The organism is Candidatus Nitrosocosmicus franklandus (genome assembly GCF_900696045.1).
Taxonomy (GTDB): Archaea; Thermoproteota; Nitrososphaeria; order Nitrososphaerales; family Nitrososphaeraceae; genus Nitrosocosmicus; species Nitrosocosmicus franklandus_A.
In genome coordinates, this window is the sequence record NZ_LR216287.1 from 631,587 (window position 1) to 656,685 (window position 25,099).

Below are 25,099 nucleotides of genomic sequence, written 5' to 3' on the forward strand. Positions count from 1 at the left end.
TTGACATAATGTCTGGGCACCGTAGTGATAACCAGAATTGTTTTTTCGCATTAATTCAATATGATAAATTTAATTGTTGTAATAAGAAGTTCCTTTGGTATTTAAGATCAGATACCAAGAACAAATTAAGTATATGTAAAACTTAGTTCAAATCTTTAAAATATCTGAAAAAATTGGTGTAAATATTTACCTCGATCCGAGAGTTTTAAGAATATATTAAGACTCTAATGCAACAAAACACTAAAAGATAATCAGATATGTAGTATGTACATTGAAATATCAGAATCCAAAGAAGATTTTGAGAAATTAGAGAAATTGAAGAGCAATTTTGACTGGTTTTACACCAATTATGAAGAATTGAGAAGTGACTATATCAATCAATATGTGACAGTTAAAGAGAATAGACGTTCGGATAATGATTATGATTTTGAAAAATTTCTAAAAAGGGCTCTGTTCACTTAATATGTTTTATTTCATTGTTATGATAGTCTACAAAGAGCCGCAGCCAATTCCGTACATGCTTTAACTTGCAGTTCTTTATTCTACAAGGAAAGTAGTCATCGAAACTTTCGGTTCTATCCTTTATGTATTGCATCTTTCTTTCAATCAGACTTTTCTCCAGAGAGGAATGAATGTGATGATCGAGATTTAAGAATCTACAGGCCATTGGATACCAAGTACCTCTATCATCAGTCGAAACTGGATGAATTCCATGAATCTTGACTAAACCTGAAATGAATCTTTCAGCTACAAACATGTTTCTTTAGAGATAGACAGTGCGAGAATTTGCCTGTTTTCTGTCTGGTTCAGTTGCAACCCAGAGCCAGACAAACTCTGATCCCACATTCAACATGGTCTCATCTATTATATACTCTAGAACTCTTCTTCTAGTTGACTTCAGCTTTTGAGGCCTGTATTTTTGAATCCAATTCCAGATGGAGACATGGTTTCTTTTATACATCTGAGACAATCTTTCCGAGGCTTTTCTTAAAGATAAACCTGAAAAGTACAAATGCAACCCATAATATACATACCTTGAAGGTGTTCTGTTTCTGCTAATCATAAAAGAAATAGGACATCTTCAAGCTATAGGCTTATCGTTAACTGAACAGAGCCCTGTCAATTATATGAGAGGTTTAAATCAGAGGACTCTCCATCAGTTAAATTTCTTATGAATGATTCAAAAGGTTTCGCATCATCATAACTGAAAATACTAAATTCTAAAAGATTCAATAACGTGTGTTTTTCTCGAGGATTCGAGTATTCCTTATCGATATAATCTAAAAGTTCTTGATTCTTTTGTTTGATATCACTAATTAGTCTATAAAGGTTTTGCAATCTCTTCATCAATTCAGGGTCCGACTGATTGGAAATTGACGAATCATATCGAAGGTTCTCATGTACTGGAGATAAGATGTCGATCTCAAACAACATTGCCATCTTAATATCTTTAGATATATTTAAATTGCATGTTTATGCCAATTACACCTACTAATTAGCAAGATTCTCTTTACCTAAATCCTACTTTACATTAAAGAAATTGGATAAAAAAGGATATTATATGTAGCAGGAAAGGAATTGCTAGTCGGATTCAAGAAACGACTTTTCCGGACATCATCTCGAGTAGAGATCTCAATGAGATCCAATAACGCCAGATAGACTAATCTCGATTGGGAACAGTCAATAGAAGGTGAATTTTCTTGCACCAATATTAATTCATGTAATGTCCTAAAAGGGCTCTGTTCATTTAACGATAAACCTATAGCTTGAAGATGTCCTATTTCTTTTATGATTAGCAGAAACAGAACACCTTCAAGGTATGTATATTATGGGTTGCATTTGTACTTTTCAGGTTTATCTTTAAGAAAAGCCTCGGAAAGATTGTCTCAGATGTATAAAAGAAACCATGTCTCCATCTGGAATTGGATTCAAAAATACAGGCCTCAAAAATTGAAAGCATCAAGAAGAAGAATTCTAGAATATATTGTAGACGAGACAATGTTGAAGGTAGGGTCAGAATACATCTGGCTTTGGGTGGCGATAGAGCCTGCAAACAGACAGATCCTCGCACTTTCTATATCCAAAGAGAGAAACATGTTTGTTGCAGAAAGATATCTTTCTAATTTGATCAAAGTTCATGGAAAGCACCCAGTTTCGACTGATGATGGAGGTACTTGGTATCCAATGGCCTGTAGATTCTTAAATCTCGATCACCATATTCATTCTTCTTACGAGAAAAGTGTAATCGAAAGAACGATGCAATATATCAAGGATAGAACCGAAAGTTTCGATGATTACTTTCCTTGTAGAATAAAGAACTGCAAGTTAAAGCATGTACGGAATTGGCTGCGGCTCTTTGTAGACTATCATAACAATGAAATAAAACATGTTAACTGAACAGAGCCCCTAAAAGTGTTGTAAGAAATGATAGTCACCAATATCTACTCACAACTCTAGCCATTGTAAGTATATTCATCGAGCAAATCTCAAAAACTTTAGCGCTTTACATAAATTTGGAGAGGCAATTAAAAGTTAGTTTTTGACCCAATAAATCAAGACAATGAATTAACATTCAATATTAGAGAATTGTTAAACTAATAGAAAAGTCGGGTCTTGCATCAATGGCGAATGTGGAATTAGAGATGCAAGACCCCTATGAAATTATTGGAGTTATTTGATACTATGATTTCGCATTTATAAGTAAGATGTATCTCCAATTATGTTTAACTATGGGTACTATTTAGTACTGAACACCATAAAGTAATTCACATCATTTGATCTATTGATATGATGCCATATTAGGGATCATGATTGTATAATCATATACTCCATAAGTTTTATTCCTGATTCCTCAAGTTTTCCATAATCATCAAAGACTTTAGATATAATTTTTGTGAACTATTTGGAACTTGGTTTCTATCGGTTCCTATGAGCATAACTTCAGGAGTATTAATTCCAAAACCATCAATATCTCATCTGTTGATATCTTGATTATCTCTAATGGAGTATCAACAGGAATCGGATAAAATTCAATTCCATTTATGGGCTCGGATTGCAATAAGAATCTAGAAATGATTGTATGTTTCCGAAGTATTAATAATAAGATATTTAACAACTGATTCAGATGCGGATTGCAAAAGAAAGATAAAGGATACATAACTAATTGAATTTTTGATAGAAAATAAATAGAGGTTATATTATCGCAGGGCTAAGCGGAAGTGCTGCGGCTACGAAAAGGAATGTGATTTCACTACTGGTGTAAATTTGTGTGGAATTGTTACCTAAAAATGACTCCAAAGCATCAGAACCCCTACGGCTTCAGACAATTTATCTGAACCACACATTTCTCTGAAATGATCTATAGTTGCATCGTTAGAGGTAAATGTATTATTTGTTTGGCAGGAGCAAAGCATAGGAGACTTTAGTGTTCTCATGTACTTCACTTAAACCGCACTGTTCTCTGATATTGTTAATATCTAAACTAAAATCGAATGCATTCCCCTGTGAGAAGACTGTTGAACTTAATGATCATAATCTAATGGTTACAGTTGGAGACATGTAAAAATAGTTTAAATTGGCTAGTCTTTAATTTCGCAGAATTTATCTCAGTCTTTTAATTTATTAGAAGTATTATTGATAATGATTACATAAAATGTTAGGTTAATTGTATATATAATATTTAATGCTAGTCATCGCATAGGACCTCGGGATTCCATTTCTGAAAATAGAGGGATGTGAAGTGGAGAAACAAGAGGTTCAAATCCGGCACTTAACAATTCCCATGTTTTGATATTGTTCTATTAGCGAGAAAATCAGACTATTACTCTATGCATTGTGAAATACCTTATACAAAATCATACAAATTGTATACAATTTCAAATGAAAATTCAGAGATAGAAGCGGGTTCAATTCAGGAGCCTTCTTTTGGTCGTATAAGAAAGCCTTGGGCGGGAATTGAACCCGCGACCTTTGCCTTACCAAGGCAACGCTCTGGCCAGGCTGAGCTACCAAGGCAGATCACTATAAAAAAATTGTTCACTTAATTTAACCATTTCCATTGTAATTTCATCAATCAATAGATTTGGAATAATTACAGCAAATTGGCTTTACTATCTTTAATGTTGTAAAATAAAAATACAGGCACGTTATTAGATGGGTTATTTATATAACACTATCTTTCATATATGTAGTACAATAAACCCCGAATATCGCACATAATTGTGTACGTTAATTTGCAATATCGTTCATTTCGAGAACATTCCTAAGAGATCTAAATCTATTATAATCATCAAGCAATATCTTTGCCAGATTTCTGGCAATATCGGTTACACTTATGACACCTATAATTCGGTTATCAGATTCCATTACTGGTAAGCGCTTAATCTTGTTTGACCTCATGATTCTAGAGGCAGTATCAACGGAATCATAAGCCATTATAGTTATTAATGGTGAAGACATGATGTCCTCTACTAATACTTTACTTGCGTTTAAATTTTCAAGACATACACGCTTAATTAAGTCTCTTTCGGTAATAATCCCGATAGGGGTCATATCTTTGTCGATGACTAGAACAGATCCAATTCTATGTTTAGTCAACAGGGTAGCTACATCGTGAGCAGTATTATTAGAATATGCTTTAATTGTGAGGGGTTCGCGCGCAGACATTATTTCGCTTACTGTACTCATACTTTATAATAGCGTAAAGCATATAAATATAAAAACTATAGCCGTCCTTCACAACCGTTTCCAAATAATCGGCTTGCAAGAAGTTTATACGTAAGAAAAGAAAGGCAATATTCAAATCCAATATTCCAACTTTCTAATACAATAGTTATGCTATTCTTAGAACTAGCTCAAACCTTCGAGAAAATGGAAAAAACGAGCAGTAGATTAGACTTGACACAATATTTAGTAGAACTAATGAAAGTAACACCATCCAACATAATTGACAAAGTTATATATTTGATTCAAGGAAAGCTTGGACCAGACCACAGCTCAAAGGAATTAGGAATAGCTGAAAAAATGGTTATACGATCTTTGTCACTTGCTACTGGCATATCATCGTCGGAAATAAAGTTAAAATTTAATGAAATTGGTGATTTGGGAGATGTAGTGTACAAGTTAAATTACAATAAATCCCAAAGTACTTTATTTAGCGAACCTCTCACAGTTGAAAGAGTATTTGACACATTAACGAAAATCGCAAACACTTCCGGAACAGGTTCTTTGAATTTGAAGATTAGGTATATCACTAGCCTACTAAATAATGTGTCAAATCTAGAAGCAAAGTATTTACTGAAACTAATTTTAGGGAACTTGAGATTGGGAATAGCAAACTACACCTTAATGGATGCACTAGCTATAGGATTTACACACGATAAGGGAAATAGAGTCATATTGGAAAAAGCTTTCAACGTATCTAGTGATTTGGGAAATATAGCACGAATATTAGCTCAGGGATCCATTGAGGAAGTTCAATCAATTTCAGTCTCTTTATTCATACCAGTTAGGCCTATGCTAGCAGAAAGAGCAGCGGATTCAAAAGAAGCTTTAAGCAAAATCAAAGGTAAGTGTTTAGCAGAATTTAAGATCGATGGAGAAAGAGTACAGGTTCACAAGAGAGGAACAAGGATTGAACTATTCACTAGAAGCTTGGAAAACATCACATCACATTTCCCAGAAATCGTAAAGATGTTTACCGATCTGGATGTAGATAACTTTATTGTAGAAGGAGAGGTTGTAGCGATTAATCCACATGATCAAAAATTTCTACCATTTCAAAGTTTAATGCGTAGAAGGAGAAAGCACGATATTCAACAAGCGATGGAAGCATATCCAGTAATATTGAATCTGTTTGACATATTGTACCATAATGGTAATGATTTAATGAACTTGGTATTTGAGGAAAGAAGAAAAATCCTGGAGATTAATTTCGGAAATATCAAAAGCGATCGTCTTAAACTTGTAAACCAAAAAAGAGTTTCAAATATCGATGAAATTGATAATTTTATGGCAGAGTCCTTGGACAGCGGTTGCGAAGGTTTGATGCTGAAAGATTCTAATAGCAGATATAGAGCGGGTGCCCGAGAATGGGCATGGATAAAATTGAAGAAAGAGTATGCAGGGACAATTACTGATTCCGTAGATTTGGTAGTTTTGGGAGCTTTATACGGAAAAGGTAGACGTGTAGGTAAGTACGGAGCCTTATTATTAGGTTCATATAGCAAAGAAGAAGACACCTTTTACACAATATGCAAGGTTGGTACTGGTTTTAAGGATGATGCCCTCTCTGTATTGTATGATACACTCAGCAAACAGATAATTCACAAGAAACATCCTAGAGTGCAATCAGGCAATGTTCACATGGATGTCTGGTTTGAACCAAGTGTAGTTTTGGAAATCATTTCTCCTGAAATAACTCTAAGTCCTGTTTACACAACAGGAAGAAACATGATTAAACCAGGATACGGGTTGGCACTCAGGTTTCCAAAATTTTCTGGCAACATTAGAGAAGACAAGTCTCCTGAGGACATTACAACTGTGGAGGAAATAATAGACCTTTACAATAATCAATTCAAACAATGAATCCGATCTAATCGCAAGAACTTTGGTTTGCAAATACCTGTAAAAAATTCAAAAAATGCAAATTGATTGAACCGATTTGATCCTCAGTTGTGAATCTCTTCATCAAAATAGAACAAACATATTGATAAAGCATTATAAAATCTTAAATTTATCTCTGAATAATAGGTCCTGTGATTTCTCGTAACGAGATTTACTGTGAGGATTGCATTACGTTCATGGAAAAGATTAGAGTAAATAACGATTTAAAGATTGATGTTATAGTAACATCACCTCCTTATAATATAGGTAAAAAATACAACGTCTATAAAGATAATATCAACGAGAATGATTATCTAGAATGGCTTTACAGAATTGCCGAAAAAAGTTACTCCATATTAAAGCCTAATGGATCTTTTTTTTTAAACATTGCAGAGCGATCAACAAATCCTTTAATTCCATTTCGTGCAGTAACTAAATTCTTGTGTGCGGGTTATAAAATACAAAATACCATACATTGGATAAAATCGATTTCAGTTGAGAAGGAGGACATTGGAAATACCAATCCTGTACACAATGATGGGTTCTCAATTGGTCATTATAAACCAATTAGGAGTAACAGGTTCTTAACTAATACTCATGAATATGTTTTCCATTTTACTAAGACAGGAAATCTACCTATTGACAAGTTATCAATAGGAGTACCTTACCAGGATAAGACAAATGTTAAAAGATGGCAATCCGTAAATCAGGATAAAAGAGATAGAGGAAATGTATGGTTTATTACATATCCTACAATACGACGAGAAAGATCCCATCCTGCAGTATTCCCTCAAAAATTGGCTAGATTATGTATAAAACTCCATGGATGTAATAAAAAAGATTTCATTGTTTACGATCCTTTTATGGGGATAGGTAACACTGCATTGGCCTGTATCGATCTAGGGATAGACTATGTAGGTACTGAAATAGACAATAATTATATCGAATATGCCAGAAAGGTAATTTCAAAGAAAAAAAATTCACATCAATAGATAGAATCCTCCATGCAGGTCTACAAAATAAACATACATAAAAAAAGAATGCTAATTCTTTTATTTCAACAAGATCATAGCACGTCCCTATTTTTTCCTTATAGCTCTTAAAATTCCCATACCCATAATCACATAACCGATAATTATTATTCCAATGAACTGTGGAGCTAATATCTGCATTTGATTTGCTTCTGTAGACGACATTTGGGCATTTTCTTCAGATGGCATAAACAATGATGATACGAGAACTGTTGTTCCCATAATTGCCCCACCTATAATCAAGAGAACAGTCAAAAGTTTTGATGGTACATTTATGCCGATTCCAAATGAAACCACGAACAGAATAATTGATCCTCCACCAAATATCATGCCCCTATCCCTTTCAGACAAAGGCAAAAATCCCTCTTCATTAATCATTGAAACTCCTACATCAAGAATATATACTACTAACAAAATGAATGCAATAGAGACAAGTATTTCAGATAATGTTTTTCTTATTCCTCGCATAATCTATGTTCAAACCTGGGTTATTTAATTATTTTAGAGATATAAATTGAGCCATCGTTTATAGTTTTAGGACAAATAAGATATTATACCTTATTGATAAAATTTCAAAAATAGATGAATCAAAAGAGGGTTAAAGACAAGAAGTAAAATAAGTGACAATGATAATGATTTTTAAAGTTCGAATTCCGAATTACGTCTACTGTGTATATTTATAAAAGTTAATTCAGTAATCATAATAGATATTGAGCAAGAATCGATAATCACAAGGGAAATCGAGTCGACGTGAAAATTCACCTCATTCGCGGCCCTATATTGATCAGAGTTGACGGAGAATGCTATATCTTAGGAGTTAAAGTCAAGAATCAACTAATCTTTTGGGATAACATCAAGACGCTACCAATAGAAAATACGCGCGGGGCTAAAATCTATTTAATAAAGAATAAGAAGAACTTGAAAAGTCATGGATTTCGTGTAAATAATCAGTCCAATTTAGGCATGTTTATTTGGAAAAAGACAGTTGACGAAATCCTAAGACTTAATTGTAAGAAGATTGCCGTAATAGGACCTTCGGATTCGGGCAAATCCACATTTTCACTATATCTTGCAAACAGATTACTCGACAATAAAGAAAGACCATTATTGATAGATGCCGATGTGGGTCAAGGTGATTTGGCACCTCCCACATGTATAGGATCTGTTCTACTAACTGAACAAAAATTGGACTTGGCAATGATAAGATCAAATTACATGAAATTTATAGGGAGCATCCAGCCATCAAATAATGAAAAAAGAATTATTCTATCGGTTAATGAGTTAATAGACAAATCGGCGTGTTATGACCGATGTATAATAAATACAGATGGATACGTAAATGGAAAAGGCATTTATTATAAACTAAAACTATTAGAAAAAACCAAACCAGACTGTATCGTCTCCTTAGGATACACTACGATTCACTCGAAACTAAGACAGTATGCAAAATTGTCGAAGGAATGGAAATACGTATTACTGCGAGGACGTAAACCAGATTCAGTTGTCAATAGAACCCAAACGGATAGATATCGAAAAAGAATGTATACTTTGTCAAAATTCATTACTCAAAGCAATATCTATAATATTAAAAAACATATTAGTGACATAAGATTAGTTTATTATCAAAATATATTCTACGAAAATAGTCATAACCACGGGATTTGTGTAGATCAACGTACTTTAGTTTACCTTTTCAAAGAGATAGCCAGAAGCAAAAAACTAAATAATACATTTGTTGGCCTCGGGTCATCTAAAGAAATAGACGTAGTTAATGGTTTTGGGATCATAAAGAATTTCGAGAATGATATAGTGACGGTTTGTGCAACAAGCGAATATTTTGATTCGATTTATCTTAGTGACCTAAGAATTGATAATAATAGTAGTAGTGATTAAGGTTTATCCATAACAAATCATTATCATAGTAGAATACTAACGTTTAATATATTAGTAAATAAATATCTTACATCGTAGAATGGTACTTCGCAACAAAGTTACCTCCAGATGCATTGTTTGTAGAACTGAATTAAATGGTTTTAATACTAAGGTGGTCGAAAATCCAAGATACTTAAAGTACAGGAGTCTAGTCTGCAATACTTGCTTTGATGAATATTATCCTATACATCAAGATAAGTATGAGAACAGATAGACATTACGAAATAGAATATAAAGAAGGTTTTATGCTATCATATAGACATAGCATTTATTTAATTTACAAGAAATATTTAGTAGTCTTTGTAATTCTCATTTGAATTAGAATATATCTCGATTAGTTAGTTTTGGAAAAATCTATTTAAATCGATATTAGCATAGGAAATTAATTTTATGTATATCATGGAAATTAAACTTTATAGTCTATTTGGCATTATATCTAAATTAGACAAAAAAGTTAACCACATTATTTCATTGTCTTTTATTTCCTTAAAAGATAGAGATGATAAATACTATGAATCTACTTGAGAATGTATCCTCTATTACTTCATTTTCGCAAGTATTACATGATTTGATAGGTTCAAATCCCGAAATAATAAAAGACTGTATTCGCCTTAATGGATTTTTAAAAGATGTTTTTGGCTCTACCTACAAAAAAGAAATTTTTCTCATTATTAGAGCAGCAAAGTTAGACATCATAAATCAATTGAATGACGAAATCGACGGAAAGCCTATAACTGCTAAATTATATGATATCATGTCAAAATTTATTTTAAATGGTATGTTAGACGAAGAATCGGCCGTTTGGGTTACGATTGTATGGGCAGTTACTCTTCAAAAGATAGAAGCTAAAGAAGGTCAGCAAGTCATGGAGAATTGCAGATCCATTTTACCCGAATTGCAGAAAAAACGATCACCCATATGCATCTCGCATGACCCGATTTCAAACCTAGTAACCGTAAACGCATCTCCAATCGATCAGATACACAAAAAAGGTAAATGTTATCATAATCAAGGGAATTATGATGAAGCAATAAGATGTTATGACAGAGCCTTTTCGATAAATCCACAAGACTATAATATATTATCAGATAAAGGATTATCTCTCCATAATCAAGGGAATTATGATGAAGCAATAAGATGTTATGACAGAGCCCTTTCGATAAATCCACAAGATGAGTTTGTGAAAAGGAGAAGGGATAACACAATAAAACGCTTAGAGAAAAAATTTGAAAAAACAAACTCAAGGTCACACCCATCTGCAAATTCCCCCCCCTCTAGTTTTAGAAGAAATTTGTCTAAAAATTATCTTGTTGGGATAATAGTCGTTACTCCAGGTATGATTATTGGATTAGCAGTTTTATTGGGTTTGAGTTACGATAATCCGGGCATAAATATACCAACTGGCGGGTTTATAAATGATGGAGAAAATTCGACAGAAAAAACTAATTTGCCTAGTGCAGATTTAAATCCAATCAAGCCACTTGACCAACAATCAATATCTACATTTGCGGATAGCATTAAACAGCAAATAGTATCAAACACATCTACTGGCAAGGGACTTTCTAACAACGATACAAGTATTCAAAATTCTAGAGATTATTACACGGACATAGATGAGACATTGCAGCAGCGGCTGAACGAGGCAGGAGATATTAACTACAGACTGAATGAATTTAAATTCGAATTAGAACGAGCCATGGAGAGTAATTTTAATTGAACCGTATAAATTACAATACATACAAAAACCAGGTCCAGAATTATTTTATTGATTAATCTTATAGAGGTATCCAAGAGTAATATCGTCTCCACTACCCTTCTGCGAGGTTTCCTTTAACAAGAATTCCAATTTACTCTGAATGTACTGCTGTCCATAATTATCCAAGATATCTAGATAATCTGTTCCTATCTTACGAAAGCCTGTTTCATCCTTAAAAGAATTATAGTAGCCGTCGGTAGTAAGCAATATCAATCTAGGCTTTAAATCATAGATGGAATATATGCCAACTTTAAATCTTAACCAGCTAGATTCCATGCATAATGAATCAGTAGTGTTTAGCGTTACTACACTTTTTTTGTCATCGCTGTCATTGATATTTTTTTCAAACGGTGCTATTACGTTCCTATGTTCATCTACTACTAGAATATTACCATCACCTATTTGGAAAAATAGAAAATAATCTTTTGTAACTGCGACAGTTAGTAAGGTTGATCCATACGCAATTTGTGGATGTCTTTCTAGTTTATCCTTAGAAGAAGGGTCTTTTTTACCTAAAAATTTGTCAAGTTCGTAGGTTGTAAAAGGGTTCCGATTAATGTGACTAGTTACTCTGTTATTCCAATTTTTTACCAATATTCTCGGTATTGAATATCTAATAATATCCCTTACTGACGAAAAAGTATTGGAACTCGAATGACATTGGGTGATGAATCTAAACATTGTCTGAGTAGCAATCTTTGCAGCAATATTGGATCCGAATTTGCTTCTGAAATAAGTATCACTTCCATGTCCATCTGCAACAGATAATATGCCGATATCCTCTTGCTTGGAGTACCTCCAATAGATAGAATCCTGATTTGATATATGTTCACGCTCATGACTAGCGCCTCGCACGCTGGCGCCATATATTAACCAATTTCTTCTATCTACAGAAATATATTGTTGATCCGAGAGAGAGCCCACTACCTTCATAAATAATCAGAGTTGCTTAATAGTAGATAATCCCTTTAGAAGTACCGAAATCAATCGTAATATTTGGACTTAGAAGAAGATTTTGATTTGGCAATACCTCAAATGCTTTAGAATTAGGTTTTTCAACTTTCCAGATTCTGCTAGATGTGTTTTTTAATCCCCATACTTCATCATCGACTGGATGTTTAGTAACCGCAGCAATAACATGTGAGAAATCATATCTATTACACGGATCCACATGGTGTAAAAATATTCGAGTATCATGATTTAAGGTGATAAAATAACGCTCATCAATTATAATGTACATGACCTTGTGACTAGTATTTTGACATCGTGGGTTCCAGCAAGTCAAGTAATAGTCATTCTCTTTTAAATGTAGCATACTTTGCAGAACAGTCGAGACAGAATTATCATAATTGGTAATATTCTTATTAATATTCCTCAAACGTGAAACTTCTACATTAATAGGATAGAAGAAATTTTCTGACCCACATTTATTACAATAATAGATGGAGTCACGCAGTTGGAGTAAAGCGATTTGCCATTCTGTTTCTCTTACACGTCCATGCAAAGGATCCCTAATTCCTTCTGTGAATGCTTTTATGAAAAGGTTCTTGAAAAACTCGGGATAAATTTTCCAAAATATCAGAGCGTTTTTGTGATATACAGGATCTGGATGATTAGATGAATCCACAGGGTCAAAAATGAAAACAGGATTGAGACCATATAGTTTGGTCATGGCCGGAACATCAAGGCTTTTTATATTGCTTTCGGCTTTACCTTCCAAAGGATGATTTACAAACAAGATGTAGAATAGCAACACAGCAAGTGAGTACAGATCAGTCTGAGTATTTGGCAAAGCCTTGTGGGTAATTATCTCGGGTGCCATAAATTTTGGAGTGCCAATAACATTTCCTTTTTCGGATCCATTGATTATAATATTATCAGTATCGCCAATTCTTATTTCACCAGTACAAGGATCAAAGTACAAATTATTCAACGACAGATCCTGGTAACAGAATCCTTTTGAATGTAACAGATGAAAACTTTTACAAATTTCATAACAAGCAGTCAAAAGAACTTTAAAGGAAGGATCTATCTTTCTGGACAACCACAAACCAAAACTCTTGAATCTATTCTCTTTTAGTGGCATTACATATCCAAATCCTTCTTTCTTGTCACTTTCAACAAGAGCAATAGGCCAAAGGAATTTATCACTAGGAGATTGTTTATCGACTAAAGATTTTAGAATCTCGAGCTGTTCCCTTGTAGCCATAGAAGGAAAATACCACTTTAATGCCAATAGAGAATTGTCTGGAGATATAAGAGAATAGACTTTACCTTGAGTACCGGATCCCATCTCCTTCTCGACATTGCAAATCATATTTAGTTGTTCAACATATATTGGTTCACCGAGTTCAAAGTCGTAAGATTTGGTCATTTTAGTTTTCAATACCATGGAAGTTACCAAACTTCGGTTGCTGTGTAAATCATTTCAGGAGGTTTGGGGATCTGTACATTTAATTCCGGTTTAATCATATCTTTTTGTTGGCTTTTAGGTCGTGCAGAAGCAGATTGAACCACGGTAGAGACCCATCTGATATAATTTGAAAGAGCCTCCGGATTTCGAGCTAGGAGTGGTTTCATATCATCATTTCTTATAAAATTCTCCAGCACTCTCGTGTCTGCATCCTCTCCAATCGCTATAGCAATTCGAATTGCCTTTTTACCCCAGGGTTCATTTAGTAACTTTTCTAATCCATATTCATAATTATCAGTGGGTTGTCCGTCAGACAAAAGTACCAAGACTGGAGGTAATCCTCTATTTGTCATTGGTGGGATGTGCAACATCTCAGATAACAGCATGAAAGCCTGCCCTAGATCTGTGTGTCCCTTCGCTTCTACATCTACCCATTTGAAATCGTTAATGTGCGTGGGTGGAATAAACCATTGAGCACCAGTTGAAAATCTTAGCGCGCTAATCAAAAGATTGGCTTGTATATTATTCTCGGCTTCCCTTTGCATATGAGGTATAGCTTCTCTTATAGCATAGTTCAAAGATTGTATCTTTCCATCATCCTTCATAGAGCCAGAACAATCTACGATCCATACAAAATGGAGCTCCCTTTTTGTGATTTCGCCGCCTGGAAGAGTCATAAAATTCAAAAAAAGTAATCTAATTAAGATTAATAACGATTACACAAAATAGTTGTACATGTTTTTTATGTAGAATTGTATGTAAGTTAAAGATCACCACTCCCCTAATTAAATACTCGATATAGAAAATTAATTGCAGTAGATCTAAATAAGTCGATAAAATAGCGTAATTTCTACTTATACCCTACCACTCGAAATTTTTATTGAAAACATGTATCAACAAATCATATTTAACAAAAATAATTGGAATACTGTGCTTTGAGCAATCAAATCAAAAGGTTTTGTTAACGAGGTCCAGAATAAGAAATGACTACAAAATTCCATGTTAAATTCCTTCAGGAAGAAGATAGGAAGGTAATTATCTAATTACAAGTATTAAGAATCAACCATCGTTTCAACGGCCAAAATGAAAAAGGAGAAAGGAATTAAATAATCATTAATTACTATAATGGTCTTTTAGATAGTTACCTATCTCTATCCAAGGAAATATTGTTTCGAATGTTATTAATAGAATTTAATCCCTCCTTCCCGATCGAAACGATCTTGTTTGTAATTTGAATAGTTTTAGCTGCTGCCTTTGGCATTTCGTTCACTAAATTTGTTGTCAACCCTGTAAGCTGCTTTACGGTATCTTTGAAGGAGCCATCAGTCATATTCTGGCTGGATCTTAAAATCGAATCTCTGATATGTCTTGTTACCTCGCTTTCCGAACTTAGTTGCATTTTATCACTAGGAACGCCAGAATTAATGTTACTATTCGTGGTAACATCATCAAGGATCTTATTTGAAATGAAATCTGCCTCATGATCATTGGATTCCCGCACGTAATTAAAAAGTTATTAAATGATTTAACACGTATCTAAAATTGACGACTAATAAAGTAACTTAACAAACTAACATATCAAAATAGGGTAGCCTATTAGTACCAACGTAAACAAGAGGCCCCATTTCAAATCCTCCTAAATCCACCACGTAGACGTAACAGCACGGCTACGATGCCTTAGGATTGCTCCCTCCCGGACCTCACCCATTTCAGCATTTCGCAGTCAATATTACACCTTCGTGTAATTTGCTGCTCATAGCCATCCGATACGGCATGATTTCATCCTAGTCGGATGAGCGGGTAACCTCCCATTCACGAATTTACCTAATAGTTACTGATCCCGACATAAAGCCGATTTTCGGTATGGGGCACGGCTAGCACCCCGATCCTACCTACCCTATACATAATACTTCAAAATCAAATATAATGTTATTGGATTAATCTTATTGGAATAAGATATAAAAATCAAAAATGGGTAAAAAAGGATATTTTAGATATGAGATTACATCATTCCATCCATTCCACCCGGAGGCATACCACCAGCTCCTCCTCCTGGAGGCATACCACCAGCTCCTCCGGATTTGCTTGATGCGATCACATCGTCAATTCTCAGTAACATGGAAGCCACTTCCGTTGCAGATTTAATTATTTGTTCTTTTACAGACAAGGGCTCGAAAATTTCTATCTTAGACATATCAGCAATTCTAGAATTCCTTGCATCAATGCCAGCCCATTTTGATCCTTTGTTCTGTTTAGAGCGAAGTTCGGCCAGAGTGTCAATCTGATTCATTCCAGCATTCTCTGCCAACGTCAGCGGGATAACTTCAAGTGCATCGCTGAATTTCTCTGCTGCCAATTGTTCCCTGCCTGTCAATGTACTAGTCCATTCTCTTAACTTTCCAGATACATAAGCCTCAGGTGATCCGCCGCCTGCAACAATCAATGGTTTTTCCAAAACATCCTTCGTCACCATTAAAGCATCATGGATAGATCGCTCTGCTTCATCCACTACCCTCTGAGACCCACCACGGATTAAAATTGTTACGGACTTTGGATTCTTACATCCTTCGACAAAAACCCACTTATCGGTTTCTACTTTCCTTTCTTCAACCAGATCAGCTGAGCCTAGATCCTTTGAAGATAAATCATCTAGATTATTAATAACTCTAGCTCCAGTAGCTCTGGCTAGCTTCGTCATGTCACTTTCTTTTACACGTCTGACGGTCAAAACATTAGCTTTAGCCAAATAGTGTTGAGCTATATCATCAATTCCTTTTTGACAAATTATGACATTTGCTCCTGTTCCAGTTATTTTTTCGACCATTGACTTTAACATTGTATTTTCTTCGTCCAAGAACCTTTTCATTTGTTCTGGTGATGTAATATTCAATTTGGCATCGAATTCGGTTTTTTCAATTTCCAAAGCTGAATTGATTAATGCGATCTTGGCTTTTTCTACTCGTTTTGGCATCCCTCCGTGGACGACTTCCTTATCTAATACGATTCCTTTGACTAGTTTAGTATCTTTTAGGGAGCCACCGGATTTCTTTTCTACTTTTATATCATCTAAATCTACTCTGGTAGAACCGCTTGATGAAGTTTCAGCAACTTGTTGAGCAGCTGTGACTACAATGCTTGCAAGATCATCTGATTCTTTTGAAACCAGTTTTGTTTGCATTGATGTCTTAGCAATTTTCATTAATTGTTCCTTGTCATTATTTGTAACTTTTATAGCAATGTTATTCAACAATTCTATAGATTTCACTGCGCATTTTCTGTATCCGTCAACTATTACAGTAGGATGCACATTCTTTGTAATTAACTCTTCTGCTTTCTCAATTAATGCCCCGGCTAATACTACTACTGATGTGGTTCCGTCGCCTACTTCATTGTCAGTGGCTTTACTAATTTCTACCATCATCTTTGCTGCAGGATGTTGAACATCGATTTCTTTGAGTATAGTTGCACCATCATTTGTTATAGTGACATCTCCAAGAGAATCAACTAACATCTTATCCATTCCTCTTGGACCCAGACTAGTTCTTACTATTTCAGCGACCGTTTTTGCAGCATTTATGTTATTCTTTTGTGCTTCTTTGCCTTTAGTTTCACTAGCTCCTTCCTTTAATATTAATACAGGCATTCCGCCAGCTGAACCCGTTTGAATTGACATACCTTCATCATTCACCTAGAATTATAATTTACTTTGCTGTAATTGGGATATTTTAAACTTACTTAATTAAACAAAAAAAAGAATGATTGAGATTAATCAAAAAGAGAGTCATATTTTCCCGAGTTGATATCATCATATATCTCATTTGCTACTTTGTCTTCTACCTTAACACCCAGGCTAAGACATGTCCCGACAACCTCCTTCGCGGATGATTTTGTTGTTTGTGCATAAGATACGTCCAGTTTCATTTTTGATATCTTCACAATGCTCTCCATTGAAATATTTCCTACAAAATTAGTACCTGCAGCCCCTGAACCTTTGGTAATCCCAGATTCCTTAAAAATCAAGGCTGCTGTTGGTGGTACGCCCACCTCGACTAAGAATTGTTTTGTCTCAGAATCAACTTCAACTTTAACAGGAACTTTCATGCCAGGAAAATCTTTAGTTTTTTCATTGATAGTATTAACAACCTGAAGAATATTAATCCCTAAAGGTCCAAGAGCCGGTCCTAATGGGGGTCCTGCACTTGCTTCTCCTCCACTAACCAACGCATTTACTACTTTCTTTTCGCCCATAGATTATTTCCTGAATACATGATATAAGATCCATTTATAATTCTATAAAGTCTTTTTTAGATAATTTGCATCTACCGTCACAGGAATTTGATAGGGTGAATCCAACAAAACTACTGTTGCTTCCTGTTTTTCATAATCAACTCTAGTTATCTTGGCTTTCATAGATTTGAAAGGTCCAGCGATAATTTCAACGGTATCATCTATCGTCAATTCAGTTACAACTGGTTTCTTTATAAGGTAACCTTCCAAATCTTTGAAAGGTAGTTCTCCTCTGATCTGGCCTCTGATATATCGTATCCCATGCAACGCCTCATATGCCACATTAGAATCGATTGCTTCAACTATCATATAGCCTTTAAAATTTTCAAGGAATAACACAGAATAAATTCCCTCAATCTTCTTAGTATTGAGCCTGGTTTGGAGCATCGATGCAATCATGCTTTCTTGACCCCCGCCTACTCGGACAACGAAAAATTTAGAATCGTCATCACTTTCACTTAACAAGTTCTCAGAATCATTTTCTATTTTTATGGTCGTTTGAGAGTCTTTTGAATCAACTGACTTTCCATCGTTATGATCAATCTTATTTTTCTTGCTCGATTTTGTACTGGTTTTATTGTTATTGGTATTATCTTTTGCTCGACTTTGTTGTTTTTCCATCTTTGACCGATTCAAAACTTCTGGCTCGGAGCCATTTACATCAGGAAAAGCATTGTCATCACCATCAATCTCATTTTCCAAATCCGCTATATCCAAATCTTCTTCGTCATATTGGAGGTCTTTAGGCATTAGTAGAATCATTAAATGTAACTGATTTGGAATTTATAAGTTTATAACGTAGAAATTTGAGTTTAGAGACAAAGGTAAAAACTAACAATTAAATTTTAAGCAAACCCTGTTCCCATACCAATGAAGTACATTTTAATATCTTCCTCTAAAGACCCGGCTAGTCTTACTATGCAAGAATATCTGATCGAGTTTGAGGGTTTCAATCAGTCAAAATTTGTACCTTTTTATCCAAGATATTCGGATAATATAGATAAAAAGACAAATGACAAAGATCACGGTCCCAAAGAATTAGTTAGAATTGTTAAATCAAATAAATACGAGAATATCGATTTATTAATTTTCGATCATGAACTGATTAGCCTTACAAATTTTGATAGATTATTTAGTGAAAAATGTCTTTTAATATTTCTATCTAAACATGCTTCAAAGAGCAAAACCCCCGCGCTAACTTCACACTTTACCGGGAATTTTTCCAGCGATAATACTCTTGGTGGAAATCCTTTTGAGTTGGGAATGACATATCCCACCTTTCAAAAACAATATATGAAAAATCTCGCTGATATGAAAGAAGATTTGCGCGAGTATGACTTGACTGTAGAAGCGACACATCATGGCCCTACATCTTCTAGCAACCCGCTCATATTCGTAGAAATAGGATCTACAGAAAAAGAATGGAATAATAGATTAACCGCCTCTTCTATCTGCAAGTGCGTATTACAGACAATAGAAAAAATCAACAATAACAACCGCCCCAAAGAAAAATCAAAGATCGCAATTGGAATTGGTGGAAATCACTATCCCCGAAAGTTTAATGAATTGATATCATCATCAGAGGTAGCATTTGCCTCTATTGTAAGTAAGTACAATTTGAAATACATTGATGGAGAAATGTTAAAACAGATGAAATTGAGGTCGATTGAACAAGTTACAGATGTTTATTTTGACAAACAAATATCAGAGGCTGAAAAGAGACGTTTGATGTCAATCTCAGAATCTGAAGGTCTAGTAACAAATATGGCATAGGAATATTTATCGACATTATATAGAGGCAAATTTTTGTTTACTAAATAAAAAACATCAGAAAAATAATTTGAATAATAATAAATACATCAATGCTCTTATACGTACAAAGAAATCTTGGAATAAGTATGGAATTTGACCATCAAGAATAAAACTATAGTTGTCACATCTATTTTAGGAAACGATAACGAAATTCTGATTTTACATCGTAATTCGACTACCAAGTCGATGCAAAATAAATGGGCCGGCATAAGCGGATATCTTGAACCTAGTGAGGATTTGCTTTCACGAGCACTCGTTGAAATCTACGAAGAAACAAGAATACAAAAACATCAAATAATTATGGACAAAATATTAGATCCGATTTCTGTAGAAATCATACCTGATATGATTCTACTGATTCAACCATTTTATTTTTTCACCTCTTCACGAAAAGTGATTCTAAATTGGGAGCATACAGAATATCACTGGATAAATTCATATGAAATAGACAATTATGAATTCGTTCCAAAGTTCAAGGAACTTTTGGAAATTTGTTTTAGTAGATTTTGATATTTATAATTAATAAGATGATATTTGGTTACAAAAAGAAGAGTTAGTGCGACTTTGCTATTTTCACTAAATCCCTGAGGTGAGACAAAGAACGGACCTGAGCTCCATTTACCTTTTTATATAAAGCCCAGAACTGTTCATTAGTAATATCTTTACGCTCTTTTAATATTTTCAGATGCTTGCGCATAGAGCGGACCTTTATTACGTAAACTTCCTTCTTGCCAACCCTCGCGGTCTTTTTACCTTTTTTTGAACCAGGACCCGTTCCATGTTTCTTTTTGGTTTCTGCTCTTGCTCTTGTTCTCCCTCTTGAGGTTCCTTTGACTGTAGCAGTCCAAATTGAACCATTATTTATCAGAGCTCGAATATTTTCTCTGGTAATCGAATCAGCGACATCATCTAATTTATCGGGTTCAAATCTGACCCTATTAATTCCAACGCCAAGGATACGAGATGCTAATTCCCTCTTTTTGTGTATATTAACAACCAATACTATCTCACCTAGTTGTTCTCCTGTTTCAAACTTATGCTCTCTGACTTTGATGGGTTTGATTCAGGTTTTTTTCCATTAAGAACCTTAATTCCAATCGATTCAGCCTTTGATATTATCTCCAATCTTTTCTTTTTCCCTACAGTGTGTGCGATACGTGCAGCATCCCTATCCTTGTTCAATTTCAATAGATCATTAACGTTATAAACTAAATTATCAACATATCCAGATGGATGTAAACCTCTAGAAGACTTGGGTCCTCGGTAACCGATTTTTACAAGAGCAGGTACACCCGATACTTGGAGTCGCATTTTATTGTCTATTCCCTTTGGTTTTCTCCAGTTCTCCGCTAGTCTTTTATATCTCCAACTTTCTTGTCTCCTAAATTTCGGTCTATGTTGTGAAATTTTTTTACGCTGCTCTAGGAGATCACTGTTAATTACCATGATATCGTTTATTTTTCATAGAATAAATAAATATGTTTCCTAGATCTGATTAGAGTGAGGAAGTTAATGGAATATCACGTAAGCATTTTATTTAATTTTTCAAGATGATAACTAAATGGAAAAGGATAAAAGCTTTCAAGGACAAAAATAAATTAATGACTAAATATGAATTACCACCACTTCCCTATAGTTTTGATGCGTTAGAACCTCACATTGATGCAAAAACAATGGAGATCCACTATACCAAACATCATCAGACATACACAAATAATTTGAATGCAGCTCTTGAAAAGTGCTCTGATGAAATTCAGAATAAGGATATTGTAGAGATACTCTCCAATCTGGACATAGTACCAGCGGAGGTTAGGGGTGCAATTAACTTCAACGGAGGCGGATTTGATAATCACAGAATTTTTTGGAGCAATATGACTCCAAATGGTGGCGGAGAACCTCAGGGATCTATTGCAGAAGCCATTAACAGCACATTTGGTAGCTTCTCAAGCTTTAAAGAAAAGTTTACGACAAGTACGGTAGGAATTCAAGGTAGCGGCTGGGGATGGCTAGTATTTGATCCCGAAAATAACAAGGTTGATTACAAATCAATGCCAAACCAAACGAGTCCAAGAACGGAAGGCTTGATACCTCTATTAGGATGTGATGTATGGGAACATGCGTATTACTTGAAATACCAAAACAAGAGACCAGATTATGTCAATGCATGGTGGAATTTAATTAACTGGAAAGATGTTAACGAAAGGTACGAAAAAGCACGAAATAGTTAGTAATTCATTCTAATTTTTATTCAGTAATGTCTATTCGTGCAAACCCTTCACGTATAGTACTATTTATATTCATAGTATAACTATAGATAATTTCTGAATATTTTTTCAATAGAGGAATGTAATCTTCCAATGATTTAGTTAAAAAAAACCCAGGACAATCACCTGTAAGCTGATATGATGCATGAACAGATAATTTGTTGTTTTCATTCTGACTCCAAGAATAAAATGGATAGAGCCAGCATACGCCGGGTTTTGAAGAATTAATACTACAACATCCATCCTCATCCAAGAAGCGACAAGTTATAGGCTTTCCATTGTCTTCTTCTCTTTCGGTTTCTCGCCTTTTAAGGTTGAGCATTGTAAGTGTAGTGATTAGCTGTGATCCTTTTTGGGAAGAAGCTGTTGAATTTTTCCATGTAGTAACATAGGTCTCTTTTTTTAAGAATTCAGAACGATCAGAGTAACCCAGATGCTTTGAAATCGCAGAAACGTCTTTAATTGTTAGAGGCAATCTACCTTGTTTTTCACAGCAATTATGACAGTCGGGCCAGAGACAATTCCAAACCAAAAAGTCAGACGTCTCCGATATATAAGGGATATGATATGTAACCTGATTTATCTTAAGGTGGTAATCCATAACATCGGATCGAAGTCCAAGATGTATATCACGAACTAAAGGATCAATCGGCCAATCCTTTGAGAGATTCTCCAGTGCCATCAAAACTCTATCAGATTTTTCATATTCCCTATTAATAGGGCTCATATATGTAGAATTATAAACCCGGCTGTTTAAATGTGACTATGGTTTCATTTATATTCATAAAAAAATGAGAAAATGACATTAGAAAATTACAAACAAAAGGAAAAGATGAAGGGAAAACATGCCTCGTCTACTGAGAATCGACGTTTGGTATGGGAATATGTTATTTGGCCACTGATATTAGAGGTCAACAGAAACTACTTTACGATACAGGAGTACCATAAGAAAAGGGACACGGTATGCGACGAGAAAGATATTTTTCCTTCGAAGATAGCCGGCGGCTTTGTGTCACTTTTAGTTAAAGGAATAGTTGTTCGTGAAAAAAATATCTATTCCATTCATTACAAGTTAATTCCATATATGCGAAAAAAAGCTCATTTGGACTATGGAACGGTAATAAGAGAAATCAATACGAAAAAATAATCTTATCGAATATCACGTAATTTCTAATTGGTTGATATAGATATAATACAGTTAAAATAAAATAATGGAATATTCTATCAACAAATGTAGCTCGTGAAGCCCGGTCGAACCAATTTTGTTGGTGCCGAATCTAGCGGTCAAACTCCAAGAGGGGCTAAGGATTTCAGGCTCTGGATCTTATAGAGAAAAGAAACCTGGAGACAGCAGTTCGAATCTGCTCCGGGCTACTAAGATCGACCAAGTATCATAGATCGAAACGCAATAAATCATGCTTTTGAGTACCTAATCCAAACGTGGACCTGCAGCAACTATTTCTTTTGATATTGGTTCAAATTTTTTGAAATTGTTGATAAACAATCTTGCAAGCCTTTTTGCAGAGAAATCATATTGGTCTTTATCATGCCAAGTATTTCTGGGGTTCAACATATGAGAAGGAACTCCCGGGCATGTCGTAGGATACTGCAAGTTAAAAATATCATGTGTCTCGTATGAACTGTCTTCCAAACTACCCTTTATTGCTGCTGAAACCATTAATCGAGTGAACTTGAGATCGATCCTTTTGCCTATTCCATAAGGACCGCCCGACCATCCAGTGTTTATTAGGTAAACTTTAGAATTATGCTCACTGATCTTTTCACCTAACAACTCAGCATAACATGAAGCCTTCAACGGCATAAATGGAGCACCAAAACATTGAGAAAAAGTTTCCTTAGGTTCGGTAATGCCTCTTTCTGTTCCTGCTAACTTGCTGGTATAACCAGACATAAAATGATACATTGCTCCCTCCTTAGACAACTTTGATACTGGAGGAAGTACTCCAAAGGCATCGGCAGTAAGAAAGATAACGACAGATGGATGTCCACAAACACTTGGGATAACAGCTCCGGGAATGTAATCCAATGGATAGACAACACGTGTATTTTCAGTCAGACTACCGTCCGAAAAATCAGGTTCCCTAGATGCTGAGTCAATAACTACATTCTCCATAACCGAACCGAACTTTATTGCATTCCATATTTGTGGTTCTTTTTCCTTACTTAAATTGACACATTTAGCATAGCAACCACCTTCAAAGTTAAAAACTCCAGAATGGGACCAACCATGCTCATCATCTCCTACTAATCGACGGTTTTCATCTGCAGATAAGGTGGTTTTTCCAGTTCCTGATAAACCAAAAAACAAAGCAGATCTTCCATCTTTACCTAAATTTGTAGAACAGTGCATTGGGAATATTCCCTTCTGAGGTAATAAAAAGTTCATGACAGAAAACATTGATTTTTTGATTTCGCCAGCATAAGAAGTTGAACCCATCAATATCAATTTCTTTTTAAAATTGATAATGATGAAAGTATCAGAATTAGTCCCTTCTAATTCAGGAATCGAGGCAAAGTCATTTAAGGATATGAGGGTAAACTCAGGTTTAAAATCAATCAATTCAGTACGAGTTGCTTTTATGAATATCTGGGTAGAAAATAGGCAATGCCAAGCTTTATCTGTAATCACTCTTATTGGCAATTGCAAGGATCTATCTGCACCTACATATCCGTCAAATGTGTATAGGGAGTCCCCTAGTTTATTTTCAGAGATAAAAGTTGTCATCCTAGAAAGTATACGATCAAAATTTTCTTCGGAAATTGGATGATTAATCTTACCCCAATCTACAGTATTAGCAGTTATCTCATCTCTGACAATGAATTTATCATCAGGTGATCTACCGGTGAATTTGCCCGTTCGAACAGACAAAGCTCCAGTACTAGACAATTGCCCCTCATTATTTAAAAGCGCAGCTTCAACTAATAGGGGAACAGACAAGTTTCTTCTCCCCTCATTAATTGTGAAATCCATCTCCTAAAT

The 25,099-nt window shown here is 34.8% G+C and carries 26 protein-coding genes, 2 tRNA genes and 1 other RNA gene; 11 read left to right on the plus strand and 18 right to left on the minus strand.

All coding sequences use genetic code 11. The features are described 5' to 3' along the window. The first annotated feature begins 264 nt into the window (after nucleotides 1-264). Nucleotides 265-462, plus strand: a complete 198-nt coding sequence (locus NFRAN_RS02845; protein WP_134482991.1) for a hypothetical protein — start codon at nucleotides 265-267, stop codon at nucleotides 460-462. Here the strand turns inward: NFRAN_RS02845 and NFRAN_RS02850 are convergent. From NFRAN_RS02850 to NFRAN_RS02860, 3 genes are read right to left on the minus strand one after another with little or no spacing between them, the layout of a single operon-like run. Further along, nucleotides 455-757 (minus strand): hypothetical protein, encoded by a 303-nt coding sequence (locus NFRAN_RS02850; protein WP_134482992.1) that lies wholly within the window; start codon nucleotides 755-757, stop codon nucleotides 455-457. The two genes, NFRAN_RS02845 and NFRAN_RS02850, sit on opposite strands and share 8 nt — an antisense overlap. Nucleotides 758-763: 6 nt before the next feature. Continuing rightward, nucleotides 764-1,063 carry a hypothetical protein gene (locus NFRAN_RS02855; protein WP_134482993.1) on the minus strand — a complete coding sequence of 100 codons (300 nt, stop codon included), beginning with the start codon at nucleotides 1,061-1,063 and terminating at the stop codon, nucleotides 764-766. 56 nt (nucleotides 1,064-1,119) lie between these two features. Further along, nucleotides 1,120-1,434 (minus strand): hypothetical protein, encoded by a 315-nt coding sequence (locus NFRAN_RS02860; RefSeq protein WP_172602068.1) that lies wholly within the window; start codon nucleotides 1,432-1,434, stop codon nucleotides 1,120-1,122. 354 nt (nucleotides 1,435-1,788) lie between these two features. On the opposite strand from NFRAN_RS02860, the gene NFRAN_RS02865 reads away from it, so the two are divergent. Next, entirely contained in the window at nucleotides 1,789-2,397 is a 609-nt protein-coding gene (locus NFRAN_RS02865; RefSeq protein WP_134482995.1) for a DDE-type integrase/transposase/recombinase, read from the plus strand. Between the two features lie 1,542 nt (nucleotides 2,398-3,939). Here the strand turns inward: NFRAN_RS02865 and NFRAN_RS02870 are convergent. Together NFRAN_RS02870 and NFRAN_RS02875 are read right to left on the minus strand one after the other, a co-directional pair. Then, nucleotides 3,940-4,014, minus strand: a tRNA-Thr gene (locus tag NFRAN_RS02870). Between the two features lie 213 nt (nucleotides 4,015-4,227). Continuing rightward, the gene (locus NFRAN_RS02875) at nucleotides 4,228-4,686 is read right to left on the minus strand and encodes a CBS domain-containing protein (protein ID WP_134482996.1); all 459 of its coding nucleotides are present in this window, start codon (nucleotides 4,684-4,686) and stop codon (nucleotides 4,228-4,230) included. A gap of 147 nt (nucleotides 4,687-4,833) precedes the next feature. Here NFRAN_RS02875 and NFRAN_RS02880 point away from each other — a divergent pair, with 147 nt between their 5' ends. Continuing rightward, nucleotides 4,834-6,585 (plus strand): ATP-dependent DNA ligase, encoded by a 1,752-nt coding sequence (locus tag NFRAN_RS02880; protein ID WP_134482997.1) that lies wholly within the window; start codon nucleotides 4,834-4,836, stop codon nucleotides 6,583-6,585. Between the two features lie 170 nt (nucleotides 6,586-6,755). Beyond that, complete coding sequence (locus tag NFRAN_RS02885; protein ID WP_197731099.1) at nucleotides 6,756-7,595, plus strand: DNA-methyltransferase; 840 nt, start codon at nucleotides 6,756-6,758, stop codon at nucleotides 7,593-7,595. 87 nt (nucleotides 7,596-7,682) lie between these two features. Here NFRAN_RS02885 and NFRAN_RS02890 read toward each other — a convergent pair whose 3' ends face one another. Beyond that, on the minus strand, nucleotides 7,683-8,102 hold the full coding sequence (locus tag NFRAN_RS02890; protein ID WP_134482999.1) for a hypothetical protein: 420 nt from the start codon (nucleotides 8,100-8,102) through the stop codon (nucleotides 7,683-7,685). Between the two features lie 282 nt (nucleotides 8,103-8,384). Between NFRAN_RS02890 and NFRAN_RS02895 the strand changes: the two genes are divergently transcribed. Next, a complete protein-coding gene (locus tag NFRAN_RS02895) occupies nucleotides 8,385-9,527 on the plus strand; it encodes a Clp1/GlmU family protein (protein WP_134483000.1) in 1,143 nt (380 codons plus the stop codon). A gap of 538 nt (nucleotides 9,528-10,065) precedes the next feature. Further along, nucleotides 10,066-11,283, plus strand: a complete 1,218-nt coding sequence (locus NFRAN_RS02900; RefSeq protein ID WP_134483001.1) for a tetratricopeptide repeat protein — start codon at nucleotides 10,066-10,068, stop codon at nucleotides 11,281-11,283. A 45-nt stretch (nucleotides 11,284-11,328) separates the two neighbouring features. Here the strand turns inward: NFRAN_RS02900 and NFRAN_RS02905 are convergent, their stop codons facing one another. From NFRAN_RS02905 to NFRAN_RS02940, 8 genes are all read right to left on the minus strand, one after another. Then, entirely contained in the window at nucleotides 11,329-12,246 is a 918-nt protein-coding gene (locus NFRAN_RS02905; RefSeq protein ID WP_172602069.1) for a PP2C family serine/threonine-protein phosphatase, read from the minus strand. A gap of 25 nt (nucleotides 12,247-12,271) precedes the next feature. Beyond that, nucleotides 12,272-13,696: a protein kinase domain-containing protein gene (locus tag NFRAN_RS02910; RefSeq protein WP_172602070.1), complete on the minus strand. Its 1,425-nt coding sequence runs from the start codon at nucleotides 13,694-13,696 to the stop codon at nucleotides 12,272-12,274. A 23-nt stretch (nucleotides 13,697-13,719) separates the two neighbouring features. Next, entirely contained in the window at nucleotides 13,720-14,412 is a 693-nt protein-coding gene (locus tag NFRAN_RS02915) for a vWA domain-containing protein (RefSeq protein WP_134483004.1), read from the minus strand. 464 nt (nucleotides 14,413-14,876) lie between these two features. Continuing rightward, nucleotides 14,877-15,236 carry a hypothetical protein gene (locus tag NFRAN_RS02920; RefSeq protein ID WP_134483005.1) on the minus strand — a complete coding sequence of 120 codons (360 nt, stop codon included), beginning with the start codon at nucleotides 15,234-15,236 and terminating at the stop codon, nucleotides 14,877-14,879. An 84-nt stretch (nucleotides 15,237-15,320) separates the two neighbouring features. Next, an RNA gene (gene ffs, locus NFRAN_RS02925) (signal recognition particle sRNA) lies at nucleotides 15,321-15,634 on the minus strand. 103 nt (nucleotides 15,635-15,737) lie between these two features. Continuing rightward, the gene (thsB, locus tag NFRAN_RS02930; protein WP_134483006.1) at nucleotides 15,738-17,408 is read right to left on the minus strand and encodes a thermosome subunit beta; all 1,671 of its coding nucleotides are present in this window, start codon (nucleotides 17,406-17,408) and stop codon (nucleotides 15,738-15,740) included. Nucleotides 17,409-17,500: 92 nt separating this feature from the next. Then, nucleotides 17,501-17,983: a 50S ribosomal protein L11 gene (locus NFRAN_RS02935; protein ID WP_134483007.1), complete on the minus strand. Its 483-nt coding sequence runs from the start codon at nucleotides 17,981-17,983 to the stop codon at nucleotides 17,501-17,503. Nucleotides 17,984-18,025: 42 nt separating this feature from the next. Further along, on the minus strand, nucleotides 18,026-18,772 hold the full coding sequence (locus NFRAN_RS02940) for a transcription elongation factor Spt5 (protein WP_197731100.1): 747 nt from the start codon (nucleotides 18,770-18,772) through the stop codon (nucleotides 18,026-18,028). 120 nt (nucleotides 18,773-18,892) lie between these two features. Between NFRAN_RS02940 and NFRAN_RS02945 the strand changes: the two genes are divergently transcribed. After that, on the plus strand, nucleotides 18,893-19,795 hold the full coding sequence (locus tag NFRAN_RS02945; RefSeq protein ID WP_134483008.1) for a D-aminoacyl-tRNA deacylase: 903 nt from the start codon (nucleotides 18,893-18,895) through the stop codon (nucleotides 19,793-19,795). 132 nt (nucleotides 19,796-19,927) lie between these two features. Continuing rightward, complete coding sequence (locus tag NFRAN_RS02950; RefSeq protein ID WP_134483009.1) at nucleotides 19,928-20,344, plus strand: NUDIX domain-containing protein; 417 nt, start codon at nucleotides 19,928-19,930, stop codon at nucleotides 20,342-20,344. Between the two features lie 43 nt (nucleotides 20,345-20,387). Here the strand turns inward: NFRAN_RS02950 and NFRAN_RS02955 are convergent, their stop codons facing one another. Together NFRAN_RS02955 and NFRAN_RS02960 are read right to left on the minus strand one after the other, a co-directional pair. Then, nucleotides 20,388-20,834 carry a 50S ribosomal protein L19e gene (locus NFRAN_RS02955; protein ID WP_134483010.1) on the minus strand — a complete coding sequence of 149 codons (447 nt, stop codon included), beginning with the start codon at nucleotides 20,832-20,834 and terminating at the stop codon, nucleotides 20,388-20,390. A gap of 11 nt (nucleotides 20,835-20,845) precedes the next feature. Continuing rightward, nucleotides 20,846-21,280 (minus strand): 50S ribosomal protein L32e, encoded by a 435-nt coding sequence (locus NFRAN_RS02960; RefSeq protein WP_134483011.1) that lies wholly within the window; start codon nucleotides 21,278-21,280, stop codon nucleotides 20,846-20,848. Between the two features lie 155 nt (nucleotides 21,281-21,435). On the opposite strand from NFRAN_RS02960, the gene NFRAN_RS02965 reads away from it, so the two are divergent. After that, nucleotides 21,436-22,062, plus strand: coding sequence for a superoxide dismutase (locus NFRAN_RS02965; RefSeq protein WP_134483012.1), 627 nt, complete (start codon nucleotides 21,436-21,438; stop codon nucleotides 22,060-22,062). Nucleotides 22,063-22,078: 16 nt separating this feature from the next. Here NFRAN_RS02965 and NFRAN_RS02970 read toward each other — a convergent pair whose 3' ends face one another. Then, entirely contained in the window at nucleotides 22,079-22,825 is a 747-nt protein-coding gene (locus NFRAN_RS02970) for a YkgJ family cysteine cluster protein (RefSeq protein WP_134483013.1), read from the minus strand. Nucleotides 22,826-22,897: 72 nt separating this feature from the next. On the opposite strand from NFRAN_RS02970, the gene NFRAN_RS02975 reads away from it, so the two are divergent. Further along, nucleotides 22,898-23,245 (plus strand): hypothetical protein, encoded by a 348-nt coding sequence (locus tag NFRAN_RS02975; RefSeq protein ID WP_197731101.1) that lies wholly within the window; start codon nucleotides 22,898-22,900, stop codon nucleotides 23,243-23,245. 97 nt (nucleotides 23,246-23,342) lie between these two features. Continuing rightward, nucleotides 23,343-23,472 (plus strand) — tRNA-Gln (locus NFRAN_RS13565). Between the two features lie 55 nt (nucleotides 23,473-23,527). Here the strand turns inward: NFRAN_RS13565 and pckA are convergent. Further along, nucleotides 23,528-25,090: a phosphoenolpyruvate carboxykinase (ATP) gene (gene pckA, locus NFRAN_RS02980; RefSeq protein ID WP_134483014.1), complete on the minus strand. Its 1,563-nt coding sequence runs from the start codon at nucleotides 25,088-25,090 to the stop codon at nucleotides 23,528-23,530. Between the last annotated feature and the right edge of the window lie 9 nt (nucleotides 25,091-25,099).